The 15,271-nt window shown below is 71.8% G+C and carries 15 protein-coding genes; 6 read left to right on the forward strand and 9 right to left on the reverse strand.

Annotated features, from left to right (window positions below; translation table 11 throughout):
* Positions 1–284 precede the first annotated feature (284 nt).
* Genes V5P93_RS26790 through V5P93_RS26805 form a run of 4 tightly spaced genes read right to left on the reverse strand, consistent with a single transcriptional unit; the run spans position 285 to position 2,865 of the window.
* Positions 285–500, reverse strand: a complete 216-nt coding sequence (locus V5P93_RS26790; protein ID WP_104479728.1) for a DUF6760 family protein — start codon at positions 498–500, stop codon at positions 285–287.
* Complete coding sequence (locus V5P93_RS26795; protein WP_104479727.1) at positions 434–844, reverse strand: hypothetical protein; 411 nt, start codon at positions 842–844, stop codon at positions 434–436. The genes V5P93_RS26790 and V5P93_RS26795 overlap by 67 nt, the downstream gene beginning before the upstream one ends.
* The gene (locus tag V5P93_RS26800) at positions 841–1,302 is read right to left on the reverse strand and encodes a phage tail protein (protein WP_104479726.1); all 462 of its coding nucleotides are present in this window, start codon (positions 1,300–1,302) and stop codon (positions 841–843) included. The genes V5P93_RS26795 and V5P93_RS26800 overlap by 4 nt, the downstream gene beginning before the upstream one ends.
* Before the next feature lie 24 nt (positions 1,303–1,326).
* On the reverse strand, positions 1,327–2,865 hold the full coding sequence (locus tag V5P93_RS26805) for a phage tail sheath subtilisin-like domain-containing protein (RefSeq protein WP_104479725.1): 1,539 nt from the start codon (positions 2,863–2,865) through the stop codon (positions 1,327–1,329).
* 192 nt (positions 2,866–3,057) lie between these two features.
* Here V5P93_RS26805 and V5P93_RS26810 point away from each other — a divergent pair, with 192 nt between their 5' ends.
* From V5P93_RS26810 to V5P93_RS26820, 3 genes are read left to right on the forward strand one after another with little or no spacing between them, the layout of a single operon-like run.
* On the forward strand, positions 3,058–3,657 hold the full coding sequence (locus tag V5P93_RS26810) for a Pvc16 family protein (RefSeq protein WP_104479782.1): 600 nt from the start codon (positions 3,058–3,060) through the stop codon (positions 3,655–3,657).
* On the forward strand, positions 3,654–4,049 hold the full coding sequence (locus V5P93_RS26815) for a PAAR domain-containing protein (RefSeq protein ID WP_245931324.1): 396 nt from the start codon (positions 3,654–3,656) through the stop codon (positions 4,047–4,049). The genes V5P93_RS26810 and V5P93_RS26815 overlap by 4 nt, the downstream gene beginning before the upstream one ends.
* Positions 4,050–4,059: 10 nt before the next feature.
* Positions 4,060–4,803, forward strand: a complete 744-nt coding sequence (locus V5P93_RS26820) for a papain-like cysteine protease family protein (RefSeq protein WP_104479724.1) — start codon at positions 4,060–4,062, stop codon at positions 4,801–4,803.
* A gap of 217 nt (positions 4,804–5,020) precedes the next feature.
* Here V5P93_RS26820 and V5P93_RS26825 read toward each other — a convergent pair whose 3' ends face one another.
* Positions 5,021–5,656, reverse strand: a complete 636-nt coding sequence (locus V5P93_RS26825) for a hypothetical protein (protein ID WP_104479723.1) — start codon at positions 5,654–5,656, stop codon at positions 5,021–5,023.
* Positions 5,657–5,880: 224 nt separating this feature from the next.
* On the opposite strand from V5P93_RS26825, the gene V5P93_RS26830 reads away from it, so the two are divergent.
* Together V5P93_RS26830 and V5P93_RS26835 are read left to right on the forward strand one after the other, a co-directional pair.
* Complete coding sequence (locus V5P93_RS26830; RefSeq protein ID WP_104479722.1) at positions 5,881–6,960, forward strand: GNAT family N-acetyltransferase; 1,080 nt, start codon at positions 5,881–5,883, stop codon at positions 6,958–6,960.
* Positions 6,961–7,038: 78 nt separating this feature from the next.
* On the forward strand, positions 7,039–8,598 hold the full coding sequence (locus V5P93_RS26835; RefSeq protein ID WP_104479721.1) for a succinic semialdehyde dehydrogenase: 1,560 nt from the start codon (positions 7,039–7,041) through the stop codon (positions 8,596–8,598).
* Positions 8,599–8,789: 191 nt separating this feature from the next.
* On the opposite strand, the gene V5P93_RS26840 is transcribed toward V5P93_RS26835, so the two are convergent.
* The 4 genes from V5P93_RS26840 to V5P93_RS26855 all read right to left on the reverse strand — a co-directional run bounded on the left by V5P93_RS26840 (position 8,790) and on the right by V5P93_RS26855 (position 14,295).
* Positions 8,790–12,170, reverse strand: coding sequence for a LuxR family transcriptional regulator (locus V5P93_RS26840; RefSeq protein WP_146108051.1), 3,381 nt, complete (start codon positions 12,168–12,170; stop codon positions 8,790–8,792).
* Between the two features lie 612 nt (positions 12,171–12,782).
* Complete coding sequence (locus tag V5P93_RS26845) at positions 12,783–12,959, reverse strand: hypothetical protein (protein ID WP_181043535.1); 177 nt, start codon at positions 12,957–12,959, stop codon at positions 12,783–12,785.
* Between the two features lie 250 nt (positions 12,960–13,209).
* Positions 13,210–13,416, reverse strand: a complete 207-nt coding sequence (locus V5P93_RS26850) for a DUF397 domain-containing protein (protein ID WP_104479720.1) — start codon at positions 13,414–13,416, stop codon at positions 13,210–13,212.
* A gap of 15 nt (positions 13,417–13,431) precedes the next feature.
* Complete coding sequence (locus V5P93_RS26855; protein WP_104479719.1) at positions 13,432–14,295, reverse strand: helix-turn-helix transcriptional regulator; 864 nt, start codon at positions 14,293–14,295, stop codon at positions 13,432–13,434.
* A 418-nt stretch (positions 14,296–14,713) separates the two neighbouring features.
* Here V5P93_RS26855 and V5P93_RS26860 point away from each other — a divergent pair, with 418 nt between their 5' ends.
* Positions 14,714–14,995: a hypothetical protein gene (locus tag V5P93_RS26860; RefSeq protein WP_146108050.1), complete on the forward strand. Its 282-nt coding sequence runs from the start codon at positions 14,714–14,716 to the stop codon at positions 14,993–14,995.
* Positions 14,996–15,271: the final 276 nt, after the last annotated feature.

Raw genomic sequence — 15,271 nt, forward strand, 5'->3', positions numbered from 1 at the left:
GCGTGCCGCGGGTTCTCCAGGACGCTCATCGGTAGGCGAGACCACTCGCACCCGGTGGATCCCAGGTCCGGCGAGCACCGAACTCATCGTGCCTCGCAACGGCTCCGACCCCAAGGCCGGTGCAACCGTCAGCGGTGCCTGGCCTGTAGTGGCCGTGCGCAGCGGTGGGAGCAGCACCCACTCACCCCGCGCCCGCTCGACGACCGGGGGCGCGGTCACGGGTTCCCGCCGGGCGGGCGCCTCGCGGCGGAACGGCCAGCGCATCCGTGGTCTCCTCGGGTGGTTCACTCAAGCTGTCTGCTGTGGATGCGGCCGATCTCGGTGATCAACCGCGTCCGCACCGGGTGCTCGAGGTCCAAGATGGACTCGAAGGCCCAGTGCAGGTAGTACGCCACGTACGCGACCTCCTCCCACAACCGGTCGGCCGCGTACGTCAGGATCCCCCCGGGGCACCACCGGCCACATCGCCCGCGATGTCCACCGCGAAGCCCTGGTCGCAATGCGGGCAGCGCACCGCGACCTGGGTGTGCCCGTCGGTGTTGATCCGGCGGTAGAGGTCCTGCAGGAACGCCAGGTCCGAGGCGAAGAGGTTCTCCACCACGAAGGTGTCCACCGCGGGCAGGTCACCCAATGTCGTGACGGTCCGCTCCAGCAGCAACACCGATAGGTACGCTGGGTTCTGCCGGGCTCTCTGGTCGGTCTGGGTCGTGATCTCGTCTCGCGCGGTGGCAAGGCGCATCACGCCGTCGCGGTGTACTCGGCCGTGCTCATCGACGTATCCGCGGGGTAGCGTGAACGGGTACTCCGTGCGCAGGCCGACCGCGCCCTCGGCCAGGGCGGTCACACCGACACCCGCTGGATCCGCTCGGAGACGATGGTGACGGTCTCCATCAGCACCTCGCTGGAGCCCGCCTTGAGCGCGCCGATCTCCAGTTTGGCCGGCCAGGCGTGTTCGAGGTGGTAGCGGGCGACCGGTTTGCCGTCGGTGGCGTACATGACCAGCGAGCAGCTCTTGCGGGCGGCGACGATGTCGCCGTTGAGGACCGCCTCGTGCCAGGCCCACAGCTCCATGCTGGAGTTCTTGCCGCGCTTGAGCACCAGCGTGGCGGGCTTGGTCTTGCCGGGGAGCTTCTTGAGCACGACCTCCTTGTCGGTCGACTCCATCAGTTCCACGGGCTCGACCTCGGTGGTGATGCCCTGGAGCTCGGAGAACGAGGCGATCTCGTAGCCGTCGATGGTGATGGAGAACCGCGCCGCGGTGAGGGCGTCGTTGGGCTGGCTCGAGCTGAGTCCGGCGACCATGGCCGATCCTTTCCGGTGGTGGGGTTACTCTTCGAGGCCCGCGCCCTCGGCGAACTGGGAGATGCGGAAGACCACGAACTCCGCGGGCTTGACCGGGGCGATGCCGATCTCCACGGTGAGGATCCCGGCGTCCCGGTTCTCCGGCGGGTTGTTCTCCGCGTCGCACTTGACGAAGAACGCCTCGGCGGGCTGCTTGCCGAACAGCGCCCCGTCGCGCCAGACCCGGCGCAGGAACATGGTGACCGTGCGGCGGACCGAGTCCCAGAGCTTGGGGTCGTTCGGCTCGAACACCACCCAGTTGGTGCCCTGCAGGATGGACTTCTCCACGTAGTTGAACAGCCTGCGGACGTTGAGGTAGCGCCATTGCGGGTCGCTGGAGAGCGTGCGCGCGCCCCACACCCGGATGCCCTGCCCGCGGAACGAGCGCACGCAGTTGACGCCCAGCGGGTTGAGCAGGTCGTGCTCGCCCTTGGTGATGTTGAGCTCCAACGTGACCGCGCCGCGCACCACCTCGTTGGCCGGTGCCTTGTGCACGCCGCGGGTGGTGTCGTTGCGCGCCCAGATGCCCGCCATGTGACCGCTCGGCGGCACGAAGACCTGCTTGCCCGCCACCGGGTCCGCGACCTTGATCCACGGCCAGTACAGGGCGGCGTAGCGGGAGTCGTAGCCCGCGACGTCGGTGCGCCAGTCCGCGACCTCGCGCGCCTTGAGGCCGGGCGGGGTGTCGAGCACGGCCACCCGGTCCGACATCAGCTCGCAGTGCGCGATCATGGCCAGCTGCACGGCCTTGACGTCGTCGAGGGTCAGCGCGCCCTGCTGGTAGGCGGCCATCAGGTCCGGCACGCACAGCATGGTGACCTCGTCGATGGCCTCCAACCCGGCGAACCCGGTGCGGTCGGCGGAGTCGCCGATGTACTCCCCCGTCTCGATCTTGGCGGGCAGTGTGGTGGGAGCGGGTGCGGCGAGCGCGATCTCCCCCGGGCGCGGCGCGCTGAGCGCGCGGCCCCGGGCTTCCTCGGCCTGCACCAGTTTGGACTGCTGGCGCAGCACGGTCGCGACGTTGTTGGTGCCGCGCTTGGTGGTGACGTTGTCGAAGGTCTCCACGGGTTCGCCCGCGCGCTTGACGACCAGCTTGAAGGTGTCCTCCCCCGGCTCGCCCGCCGGTGCGACCTCGACCGTCAGGTCGGCGGTCTCGGTCGAGCGCGCGGCGAGTACCAGCGGCGGCTGCCCGTCGGCGGCGGGCAGCTCGGCGACCGCGACGGGACCGGTGACGACCTCGCCGTTCTCGCCCGCGCTCGCGCCACCGATCCGCACGACGTAGGCGGATCCGCCGCCGTTGAGGAAGAAGCCGTAGACCGCGTGCGCCAGGTAGTTGCCCGCGACGAAGTCACCGAAGGCGGCTTTGAACTGGGTCCAGTTGGTGACCAGCACCGGCTGGTGCAGCGGGCCGCGCTCGGCGAAACCGACGAAGGCGGCGACCGCGGTGCCGACGGCCTCGATGGGCCGCGAGCCCGAGGACACCTCCTCCATGTAGACACCTGGCGCGAGGTAGCTGCTGGCCATCTGCGGTTCTCCCTCACCTTGCGGTAGCTGGGCTTCGGCCCTGAGCTTGGTGCGCGGCGCCGGTCGGCCGCAGTCGCCGCGGGGCGGGGGCGGGGGCGGCCGGGGACGCCCCTTCGGGCGGCCCGGGCGGCACCGATGGCGCGGGCGGCGGACCGGTGCGCGCCGGTCCACCGGCGCCCGACACTGGCTGCCGTGATCACCGAGGTGGACGACGCGCTGTGCGTGCTGCTGGGCCGGGCACTGCCGGAAGGCACGGCGGTGCGCCTCGACCCGCCGAAGCCGACCTGGCAGACCGAGCGACCGACGAAGGTCGTCGACCTGTTCCTGTTCGGACTGCGCGGCGACCCGAGGGGGCGGGAGGCGGGCTGGGCCGAGGTACGTGACGAGCGCGGCGCGGTGCTGTCCCGGCGCGGGCCGACCCGGCGGTGCGAGCTGTCCTATTTGGTCACCGCGCGCGCCGAGAAGGTCGGCGAGGAGCACATGCTGCTCGACCGCGCGCTGCGCGCGGTGCTGTTCGCCGACACCGTGCCCGAAGGCTGCCTGGCCGGCGAGCTCGCGGTCGCGGGCGAGCCGGTGTTCCTCGCGGTGGCCGACGCGGACCCGGGCGAGCTGTGGACGAACCTGGGCATGCCCGCGCGCGCGGCGTTCGTGGTCACCGCGAGCGCCGCTCTGCTCGCCGATACCGACACCGAACTGGCCCCGCCCGCCGAGCGGATCGCGTTGCGGTCCGGCCAGGACGTGCCGCGCGGACCGCTGGCACCGGCGGGCGCCAAGCGGTGGGTGCGCTCGTGACCCCCGCGGCGCGCATGGGCGACCGGGTGGTGGGCACGGACATCCACATCCTGTTGGTGCCGTCCGCGGGCGGGCCGGTGCCGACACCCACACCGCTGCCGTTCACCGGGATCATCACCGACGGGTGCAGCCGCGATGTGTTGATCTGCGGGCAACCCGCGGCGGTCGTGGGGTCGACCGCGGAGAACACGCCACCGCACGTGGCACCGCCGCCCACGACGTTCCAGAAGCAACCCACCAACCGCGGCACGATCACCACCGGCAGCGCGACCGTGCTCATCAACGGCAAATGCGCCGCACGAGCCAACGACATCGTCCGGACCTGCCACGACCCCGTGGACCAGCCTACCGGATCGATCATCGCCGTGTCCACAGTGGATGTCGGTGGCTAGAGGAGGAAACATGGCAGACGAGCCAGACCTGGCGCCCGGGGACAGTTCCGAGTGGGTGGCCTACCTGCAGCAGATGCTCAACCACCACTACCAGCAGGGCGTCGTCGGCGAGAGCGGCGAGTTCGACGACACGACCGCGGGCGCGGTCAGCCACTTCGCCGACCAGAACGGGCTCTCCTCCGGGGACCGCGTGGACAGCCGGTTCTGGGACGTGCTGCTGGGCCGCGCGACCGGCGAGACCGGCGAGACCGGGGGCGGTGACGGTGGTGGTGGCGGTGGTGGCGGCGAGACGGGCTTCCAGGACATCGACTACCCGGTGGAATTGCTGAGCCAACCGGACGAGACGACGTGTTGGGCGGCGTCGATGGTCATGGTCCTCAACGCCCGCGGTCAGAACTACACGGTCGAGAGCCTGTGCGCGGAGGCCGGGGTCGACCACCAGGGCAAGACGTGGGCCGAGGCCGAGCCGATCGGCAAGCAGGTCGGGATGAGCAGCGTGTACTGCGCCTGCTGGACCGAGCAGGGCTGGGCGGAGGTGCTGGCGGAGAGCGGTCCGCTGTGGACACCGGTGCCGGGGGCGGAATACCACATCATCGTGGTGGCGGGCATCCGCCAGGGCGCCAACGGCGCGGAGATCCACGTCTTCGACCCGTGGCCGCCCGGGGCGGGCGTCGAGTCGTGGCAGGACTTCGCCTCGTTCACCCAGCGGTACGAGATGGGCGAGGGCTACGGCGCCGACCTGCTGCGCTACTGACGCCTGGAACGGCCGGGGACCCTGTGCTCCGCCCGACCTCGATCGGGCGGAGCGCACCCGAAACCGCTGTTCCACGTGCGGACACCCGGTTTTGTCGGTGCCCGCGGCTATTCTTCGACCCGGTGTTCCCGGCGCAGGCTTCCTGGCGAGTCCGCGCGGTTCTCATCCAGGACGGAACTCCGGGGCTGTGGCCAGGCAGGCGTATCAGCGGCGCAGGTCAGCGCGCCGGGGCGAGGGCGTCCGGCGCGGGTGGAACCGCGACCAGCACGACCATGCCGATCGCGGACCGCTCGTGCTCGTGGCGGGTCAGCCACGTGCGGGCGTCGGGGCGGTCGCGGTCGGTCGTGGCCGAGACCGTCAGGCGGAACCGGGCGCGGCCGCGTACCCGCACGCGTTCGTGGGTGAAGTCGATCGCGCACTCACCCTCGTGCTCGACCGTGTCGGGGTTGCGGAAGCGCCTGCCGGTCTGCTGGAAGCGGTGTCCGGCGCCCGCGGTGATCCGCGGGCGCGGCGAGCCGACCCCACCGACCATGACGCTGGCGCCGACCTCGCGCACGGCGGCCAACGCGTCGTCCCGTGCCGCCACGCGGTCCCGCACCCGGGTGCCGACCGGAGCTGCCTCGCGGTCGTCCTCCGACTTGTCGTTCAGGACGGGGCCGCCGGACACCGGTGCGACAGTCGGCGGCTGGGCGGCATCCGGAGCGGCGGTGGTGACGTCGAGGTCGCCCGCCAGGCCGAGTTCCACGGTCACCGCGACGTGTCCGATGTCGACGGTCGCGGTCGCGACCGGGGTGCCGGGCAGGCGGTAGCGGTAGCGCGCCGTGGTGTGGCGCGGGTCGGGGACGTCGGTCATGTGTGCCTCGCCATCGCCGCTCGAGAGGAACCACGACGTTATGCCGCGGCGCGGTCGGGTCGGGTGGCCGATCGGGCAGCAGATGGGGACGGCGGCGCGCACTGCTCACACGGCGGCCATGCGCGGTTCCGCCGTGCGCACCGTCACGCGGTTGTCCCGAATGCTCACGCGAACGAAACACACCGGCACCCGTCCGGCAACAGTTCTGCCCGACCCTGGAACCCATGCGAAATTCCCCGACCACCCCCGGCACCCCGACGACCTGGCGGCTGCGCGTGCGCCTCGACGACCGGCCCGGCGCGCTCGCCCGCGTCGCCACCCGGCTCGCGGCGCGCGACTGCAACGTCCTGGCGCTGACCGTGCTCCCGGTGCCCGGTGGGGTCGTGGACGAGATCGTGGTGCGCACCGGTCCCGGGCACGCGCCCGCCGACCTGGTGGACGACATCCGCGCCGAGGGTGGCCGCTGCCTGGGTATCGCGCGCGCGGACACCCGGCACCTGGTCGACCACACGACCGCGGCCCTGCGCGTCACCGCGGCCGCTCTGCGCGATCCGGCGGCCGTCGCGGACGCCGTGCGCACCGTGCTGGACGCCGACTCGGTCACCATCGTCGACACCGCGACGGGCTTCGGCGACCAGAACGACCACCGCGTCGTACTCCCGCTGACCGACGACCTCACCGTCGTCGCCCGCCGTGGCTGGGCCCCGTTCACCGAGGTCGAGCTGGCCCGCGTGGCCGCGCTGTCCGAGGCACTCGTCGCGGGTGACGTCACCGCGCCCACGGCCGTGATCACCGGCACCGGCGCGGGAATCGTGCTGCGCCCGGGCACCCCGGCGGACGCCGACGCGGTCAACGACCTGCACTCGCGCTGCTCGGCGCAGACCCTGTTCACCCGTTACCACGCGGGCTTGCGCACCCTCCCCCGCCGCTGGCTGCACCGCCTCCTGCAGCCCCCGCGCGGTACGACGCTGCTGGCGCTGTGCGGCACCGAGGTCGTCGCGATGGCGCAGTTGATCCGCACCAACGACCCGGCCGAGGCGGAGATCTCGGTGCTGGTCGAGGACTCCTGGCAGCGGCAGGGCCTGGGTACCGCGATGATCACCCGTCTGGGGGTGTTGGGCCGGGCCGCCGGTCACCGCCGGATGATCGCCTGGTGCATGCCCGCCGAGGCGGGGTTCACCCGGGCGGCGAACGCCGCGGGTCTGCCGGTGGCGGTGCGCCGCGAGGACGACCTGCTCCGCGTCGCGATCTCAGTGGACGCTCCCGAGCGGACCGCCGAGTCGTCCGAGACCGCGGCCGCCTGAGGGCGGTTCGCGGTGCCACTGGAGCAGTGGCCTACTCGGAAGTAACATGAGGGCTCCGGCGCGAGTGGAGGAGCTTTCATGGGCACGATCGGCACGGTCCCCGGCGCACCGACGGCGGCGAGGGGGGCGGAGTTGGCGGCCCGCGCCGTGCCGGGGCCGGAGTCAGTGACGATGGCGGCGCCGTTCACCGGGAAACCGATCACCGGGTTGCCGCAGTGCCTGGACGCCGACGTACGGCGTGCGTTCGAGCGCGCGCGGCGGGCCCAGGTCGACTGGGCGGCGACACCGGTGCGGGAGCGGCAGCAGGTGTTCCTGCGTCTGCACGACCTGATTCTCGACCGCCAGGCCGAGGCGCTCGACCTGATGCAGGTGGAAACCGGCAAATCCCGCCTTGACGCGTACGACGAGATCGCCGTCACCGCGATGACCGCCGCCTACTACGGGCGCCGGGCGGCCGGTCTGCTGGCACCGCGCCGAAGGGCCGGCACACTCCCGTTCTTCACGCGAACCACCGAGGTGCGCCACCCCAAGGGCGTCATCTCGATGATCTCGCCGTGGAACTACCCGCTCGCGCTGACCGGCATGGACGCCATCCCGGCGTTGATCGCGGGGAACGCGCTGGTGCAGAAGCCGGACAACCAGACGGCGCTCTCCGCGCTGTGGCTGCACGAGTTCGCCTCGGCCGCGGGGCTGCCCGACGGCGTGTGGCAGATCGTGCTGGGTCGCGGGGAGGACGTGGGCACCGCGTTGATCGAGGAAGCCGACTACCTGGGGTTCACCGGGTCGACCGCGACGGGCAAGGGGCTCGCGGCGCGGGCGGCGGCGCTGCTGACCGGTTTCTCGATGGAGCTCGGCGGCAAGAACCCGATGATCGTGCTGCCGGACGCGGACGTCGAACGCGCGGCGGCGGGCGCGGTGACGGCGTGCTTCTCGTCGGCGGGGCAGTTGTGCGTTTCGGTGGAACGCATTTACGTGCATTCGAGCATTCGAGCAGAGTTCACACGCGCGTTCGTGGCGAAAACCTCGGCGGTTCGGCTCGGTTCCGATTTGGGTTATGGCGTGGACATGGGTTCGTTGACGTCCGAGAAGCAACTGGGGACGGTCTCGACACATGTCGCCGACGCCGTGGAGAAGGGCGCGACGCTGCTCACCGGCGGACGGGCGAGGCCGGACGTGGGGCCGCTGTTCTACGAGCCGACGATCCTCACCGATGTGCGCGACGGGATGACGTTGTTCGCGGAGGAGACTTTCGGGCCGGTTGTGTCGATTTACGGGTATTCCGAGGTGGATGCTGCGGTCGAGATGGCGAATCGGACTCGCTACGGGCTCAACGCGAGCGTTTGGGGGCGTGATTCCCGGGCGGCGGAAGAGGTCGCCACTCGGGTCCACGCGGGCACGGTGAATGTCAATGACGGGTTCGGCGCGGCTTTCGGCAGTCTGGACGCGCCGATGGGTGGCATGGGCGAGTCCGGGGTGGGGCGGCGGAACGGGGCGGAGGGGCTGTTGAAGTACACCGAGGCCCAGACCATCGCGACGCAGCGGTACGTGCCACTACGGCCCGCGCGGGGCATCCCGTCGCGGGCTTGGACCGCGTCGCTGACGCTCGGTCTTCGGGCGCTCAAGCGCTTGCCGCGCTGAGGACGCGCTCGTTCGTCAAGATCGGTTGACAGTTGTCCACATGGTTCGGATTCATCCACCGGTTTCGGTTCTCGATTGTTCACCCTTGCCGATGCGGGAAGACTCGGTGTTGCGCGGAAACCTCCGCGCAACACCGAGATCCCGTGGAGGTAGATGAATTGATGAACCCGACAACTGAATAACGTGAGAGTTCAGCGTTGGCCCGAGGCTTCGCTCAGCAAGCCTCGGTCGTATGCCACCGCCACGGCCTCAGCCCGTCGGCTCGCGCCGAGTTTCGCCATGATCCGGCTGAGGTGGACGCTGACCGTCTTCTCGCTGATGAACAGTTCCTCACCCACTTGCCGGTTCGTCCGGCCCGCCGCCACGAGGGTGAGAACCGCGCGTTCGCGAGGGGTGAAGGGGTCCACCTCATCCCGCACGACCACGGCGTCGCCCAGCGCGATCCGGGCCCGGCGAGCGGTGCGGCGCAACGCGTCGGAGAGCGGCTTGGCAGCCAGCCTGGTCGCTACCTCGTCGGCGAGCCGGAGCTGTTCGGCGGCCGGGTCGCGGTCGTCCCTTCCTAGGAGGGCTTCCGCCAACCGCCGCCTGCACAGCGCCTGCTCGTAGACGGCTCCGTAGCCGAACGCCGCCACCGCGCGCTGCCAAGCCTCGACATCCGGCCGGTCGAGGTGGGCCTCGGCGGTCCCGGAGCCATCGGGACCGCCGAGGAGGGTCGCGTCCCCGGTGTCGACGGTGGCTCCGCCCGGATCACGGGTGAGGGCCGCCACGGCACCAGCCACGGGGGCTGCGCGCCCGGGACCGCCGGTTGTCGAGCCGTCGGTTTCGGGGAGGCCGGTCACCGCACTCCCGGTGCTTGCCGGGGTGCCGGATTCCAGAGGGGCGATCGCCTGGGTGTGACTTGCCCGGGTGCTGGTCCCTGGGGTGTCGGGGCGCGGTGAGCGGGGATCGTTGGTCGTGCCACCGTCGGCGGCGGGGGTGGTGGCGGCCAGCGGGCCGGCGGGGGCCGAACTGGCTGACGGGGCCGCGGTGTCGGCGGCGGGGCCGTGGAGCCGGGTCAGTTCGGCCTCGCCGCGGGCGAGCCAGGCGCGGCCTTCCGGGCCGAGGGTGCCGGTGCGGGGTCGGCCGTTGGCGGCGGTCTGACGGGCCAGGCTCATCAGGCGCTCGCCCTCGGCGACGTGCGCGTCGACCGGGTGACCCGCGCGGCGGGCGGTGGTGGCCAGGTCGGCGTGGGCGGCGATGCCGTGGGCGGCCAGTCGGATGGTGGCCATCATCCACTGCTCGCCCGCCTGGGCGATCCAGTCCAGGGCCTCGCGGACGCCGTCGACGGCGCGGTCCGGCCTGCCCCGCCAGGCGGCCAGCTCGGCGGCGACGCCGCCCGCGACCAAGGGGATCTGGATGTCGCGGTGCCAGTCCGACCGCAGTTCGGTGACCAGGCGCTCGGCCTCGGCGAAGCGGCCGCGGGCGACGGCGATGTTGGCGCCGACGGAGGCCAGGCGGGCCGAGACCGTGCTGGAGACCCGGTGGCCGGGCGGTTCGGCCGCGGCCTCGGCGCCGTCCCAGTCGCCGCGGACGTAGCGGATGACGACCTGGATCACGCGCAGCTCGGTGCCGTACGCGCTCCAGGTGAGGCCGGTGGCGCGGGCCCGTTCGACGCCCGCGTCGACGACCCCGGCCGCTTGGTCGAGCAGGCCGGACTCGTAGAGGTTGACGCACAGGAAGTACCTGGCGCGGAGCTCGGTGCTGATGGCGCCGATCTCGCCCGCGCGGGGGATGACCTCGGCGAGCCGCTGTCGCGCCTCCACGGCCTGGCCGTCGGCCTCGTCGAGGACGGCCAAGGTCGCCAGGGCGTCGACCTCGGGGCCGCGGGCGCCGACCCGGCGGGCGACGTCGAGGGCGCGGCGGGCGTGCAGGCGGGATTCCTCCAGCCTGCCGACGGAGCGCAGGATCGTGGCGTACGCGGTGAGCACCCAGGCCTGGTCGGAGCTGTCGGGGCGGTCGGCGAGCATCGCCCACGCCTGCTCGACGGCGGCCATCGCCTCCTCCTCGCGGCCATCGATGTAGTACATGGCCTCGGCCAGGCGGCGGTGCAGGGTGGCGGCGCGTTCCGGGGTGACGGTGTCGCCCGCGGCCTTGGCGGCGGCGACGGCGGACTTGGCGAAGGCGACGGCGCGTTCGGGGTCGCCGGACATGCCCGCGACCCAGGAGGCGTGGCGGAGCAGGGTGAGTTCGTCGACCTTGGTGGGGCGCTGGTCCGCGGGCACGGCGTTCCACAGCTTCAGCGCGCGCTCGGCGTGGTCGAGGGACTCGGCCGGGGCGCCCAGTCGTTCGGCCTCCCAGGTGGCGGCGACGGAGGCGGCCAGGGCCGCGGGCAGGGCGTGGCTCTCCATGCTGTGGTGGGCCAGGGCCGCGGCGACACCGCGCGAGTCGGAGTCGGTGGCGAGGACTCGGGCGTAGGCGGCGTGCAGGCGGACTCGTTCGCCGGGCAGGAGGTCGGTGTAGACGGCTTCGCGGAGCAGGGCGTGGCGGAAGGCGTAGTGCTCGCCGTCGCCGGGGACGAGGACGTGGTGGGCCACGGCCTCGCGCAGGGCGGTCTCCAGGTCGCCGTCCTCGAGGTCGGCGACGGCGCGCAGCTGGGCGTCGCGCACGCGCCTGCCCGCGACCGAGGCGATCCGCACGACGCCCTGGGTGGCCGGGTTGAGGCGTTCGACGCGGGCGAGCAGGACGTCGACGAGGTTGGCGGGGATGCCGACGCTGTCGCTCATCGAGTAGGCGGCGAGCAGTTCCTCGGCGAAGAAGGCGTTGCCCTCGGAGCGGCCCGCGACCTCGCGCAGCACGGGTTCGGGGAGGCGTTCCTCGGCTAGGGCGGTGACGAAGGCGCGGGCGTCGGCGGTGCCGAACGGGGCGAGTTCGATCCGTTCGACCTGGGGCAGTCGGACGAGTTCGGCCAGCAGCGGGCGCAGCGGGTGGCGGCGGTGCAGGTCGTCGCTGCGGTAGGTGCCGAGGACCAGCATCCGCTGGGAGCGCAGGCGGGAGAGCAGGAAGGACAGCAGGCTGCGGGTGGAGGCGTCGGCCCAGTGCAGGTCTTCCAGGACCAGCAGCAGCGGGGCGCGCTCGGCGAGGTCGTTGAGCAGTCCGTGCACGGCGTCGAAGAGCTGGAGCTGGCCGATGTCCTGCTCGGCGCGGGTGCCCCACACCGAGGTGGCGATGGCAGCCACCTGCCCGCCGGGTTCGGGGCTCGCGGGGAGCGCGACCTCGGGGAAGAGCCTGCCCAGCGCGGGACGGCTCTGGGCGTGCTCGCGCACCTGGGCCAGCGCCTCGGCCACCGGGAGGTAGGGCAGGCCGGTCTCGCCCGCGTCCAGGCACCGGCCCGTGAGCACCCGCGCCCCCAGGTCGCGGGCGATCACGCCGATCTCCTCGGTCATCCGGGTCTTGCCGATCCCGGCGTCCCCGGCCAGCAGCACGGCCGAGGCCCGGCCCGCCGCCGCGCCCTCGAGCGCGGTGCGCAGCCTGCGCAGCTCGCGGCCGCGGGCGACCAGCGGGATTCCGGAACCAAGACGCGGCATGGTTGGCATGCTCGCACACCTCCCCGACACCGGAGGCCGACCGGCCACCGGTCACGACACCACCACCAGCGGCGATGCCCACCACGCCGGCGCGCGACCGGTGGCGGTCGGCGCCTTCCGGATCCGCGGACGTGGCCGGGCACCGGGCAAGTCGGCATCCCGTACCTGGTCGCCTACCGGGAATGCCAGCGAGAGTCCGGTACCCGGGAGGGCGGCGTGTTCACCGAACCCGCGCGCCCGGGTGCCCGCGCCAGCCGACCTGGTGACGCTCCGGGTCGCCGCGCGCGAAGACGTATGGCTCTTCACCGCACGCCCCGGCTTGCGCTGGGTGTGCGGTCTCTGGGCGCCAAAGACCAGCGGCGGCACCAAGAACGCGGTGCGCGGGAAGAGGCGAACGCTTCGCACAATGGGCGTTCGAGAACGCGTGGCCCGGATTTGAGGCCGCCGCGAGGCTCGTTTGTGTCGTTCGCGAGGCGCTGCCCCGGGCGGCTCCGGTCAACGGCAGGGTGGTCGGCGGGGAGCGCCACTCGAGCAAGCGGACCGGCGCGGTCGTGGACAGCTTCGGCTTTGGGTGTCCGGCGTGGGCACACCACCGGCCGGGGCGGGTGGTGTGCCCACGCCTCAGGCGGCGTGGCGGTCGGACTGGCGGGGATCGGGGCGGGTGCCCACGAGCTTGCGCCACCAGGGGGCGCGGGGGACCTCGCGCAGGTGCAGCCTGCTGGTGCGGTCCAGCGTGCCGTGCCTGCGGTAGTTGACCTCGGCCTGAACGGCTTCCGGGGTCCACTCCATCGTGCTCATCTCCTCGGTTCGTGCTCTTCGGCTACCGAGAAGACTCGTCCTGAGGGGGTGGGTACGGGGATCGGGCGATCACGCAGTCCTCCCCCTCAGGACCCCTTACCCGGTGCGCGGGTGGGGGTCCTCGGGAGGGGGTAAGGGGTGGTTGTCGCGCGGGTACGGGGCCACGGCCACCGCCGTGGCCCCGCCATCGAGGTGGCTGGGACCGGGATGCTGTCGACCATCCCGGGCACGAGCACCGCCGACCCGTTGGCTATCTGGCCGCCAGCAGGTCACCCTTCACGGCGTCGACGAAGGTCGACCACTCGATGTCCGCGAACGCCAGGTGCCCGTACTCCGCGTTCTTGGAGTCGCGCACCGCTGCGCCGCTTCTGCCGACCACGAGCTCGACGCAGTCGTTGGTCGCACCACTGCGGCTGCTCTTGCGCCATTCGGCGCTTGCCAGGTCAGAAACGGTCACGCCCTACTCCTCTCATCATGTCGTCGAATCGCGTCCCATTCCGTTCGCGATTCGCTGGATGAGGGCGACGGTGTCGTCAGGTCCCAACGCCGACGCCCGTAAATGGTCGAACATCAACGTGTACCGGCGGACATCGGACGGCTGTTCTAGATAGACGCCCGTGGTGGTGTTCTCGACGTAGACGACATCGGGATCCGCCTGCTCCGGGAAACCCAGGATCAGAAACGGAGTCTCCATTCCCGCGTGCGCGCCCGTACCGAATGGCACGACCTGAATGGTCACGTTCGGCAGGGTCGACGCCTCGACGAGCCGGGCCAGTTGCGCGCGCATGACCTCGGGTCCACCGGTGACACGGTGTAGCACGGCCTCGTCGAGCACCGCCCAGTAGTCGGGCGGATGGGGGTCGGTCAGCAGTCGCTGGCGCGCAAGCCTGCCCCGGACCCTCAGGTCGACCTCGGCCGGTTCGGCATCCGGGCGGATCGCCCGGATGACGGCTCTGGTGTATTCCTCGATCTGCAGCAGACCGGGGATCAGCAATGCCTGGTGCGTGTGCAGGAATGACGCGTCGGCCTCGAGGCCGACGAAAGAACCGGTGAAGACCTCGTTGTACGAGTGCCACCACCCCTTCTGCCGCGCCTCCCGGGCCAGTTGCACCAGTGCTTCCCGGCGGGCCTCCTCGATACCGTAGAGCTCGAGCATGTCGCGGACGTCCCGCGGCGTCACACCGACGTGCCCGGTCTCGATGCGGCTGATCTTCGAGGCGGAGCACTCCAGCTTTTCGCCCACCTCATCGATGGTGAGTTCCGCCGCTTCGCGGAATCTCCGCAGTTCCGCCGCGAGCCTGCGGCGTCGTACAGTCGGACTCGGTCCTCGGGCCACGTTCCCACCTCGTTTCTGACCGCGTCCAACGACCGGCCACAGCCCCTGGGCGCGCGGCGTCCGCGCACCGTTGGCCAGTCTCGATGCTGATCTTGTCCAGCACAAGGAGGCGCCAGGACCGTTCCGTGGCGCGGTCAACCGCATCGAGCAACCGAAGTCACCCGATCGAGTGGTGCAACTTGCAAAATGCCATTCGCAGGAAGCAGGCTGCACTCCAGGCGTCCACGGAAGGATCGGTTCGAGTTCCCGGGAGCGGGCCGGTGTCCGCCGCGAGGCGCGAATCGGGCGCGAGGGACTGGCGAATCGACGGGATCCGGGGACGACTGGCCGCACCAGACGGTCATCGGCCGATTCGGCCGTCCCCTTGAGAGCTGAACACGGCTGGAGGCCACGGGTGAGCGGGTCGATCTTCGGACACATGGAAGCCTCGTTGCAGGGCTACCTGACCGAGGTGAGCCACCGCGCCGAAGTGGACGGCGACGCCGCGGCGACCCGGCTGGCCCGCGCGGAACTGCCGCGGATCGTGGCCGCGCTGCGCGCGCTGCTGGCCGAGCACAGCCCGGACGAGAACGGTCGCTGCCCGTCGTGCCGCACAAGGCTGTTCACCCGCGCGCCCGCGCCGTGCCGCGCCTACCTGACCGCGCACCTGTGCTTGCTGGTCACCGAGGACACGTCCTACAAGGAACACCTCGCCCGCTGAACCCGCACCGACCCCGGGGCGCCGCCCACCCCCATCCCGAGGCGTCCCGGCAGGCGGGCAGGACCGGATCTCACCCCCCGACGAACCGGTCTTGCCCGCCACTTCCCTTGTCCGGCAGGCAAATCCCGGTCGGAGTCGTCCACAGCGGCGGCGCGCGTCTCGCCACGGATTCACCGATTCGCACCGACAACGGGGAAATCCGGGCCACGACGGCGAATTCGCTCGAACAGACCAACGCGTCGAGGCCCGTTCGGCGATCGTTCGCGCCTTCGGTGC

Source organism: Actinokineospora auranticolor (assembly GCF_041897805.1).
GTDB lineage: Bacteria > Actinomycetota > Actinomycetes > Mycobacteriales > Pseudonocardiaceae > Actinokineospora > Actinokineospora auranticolor.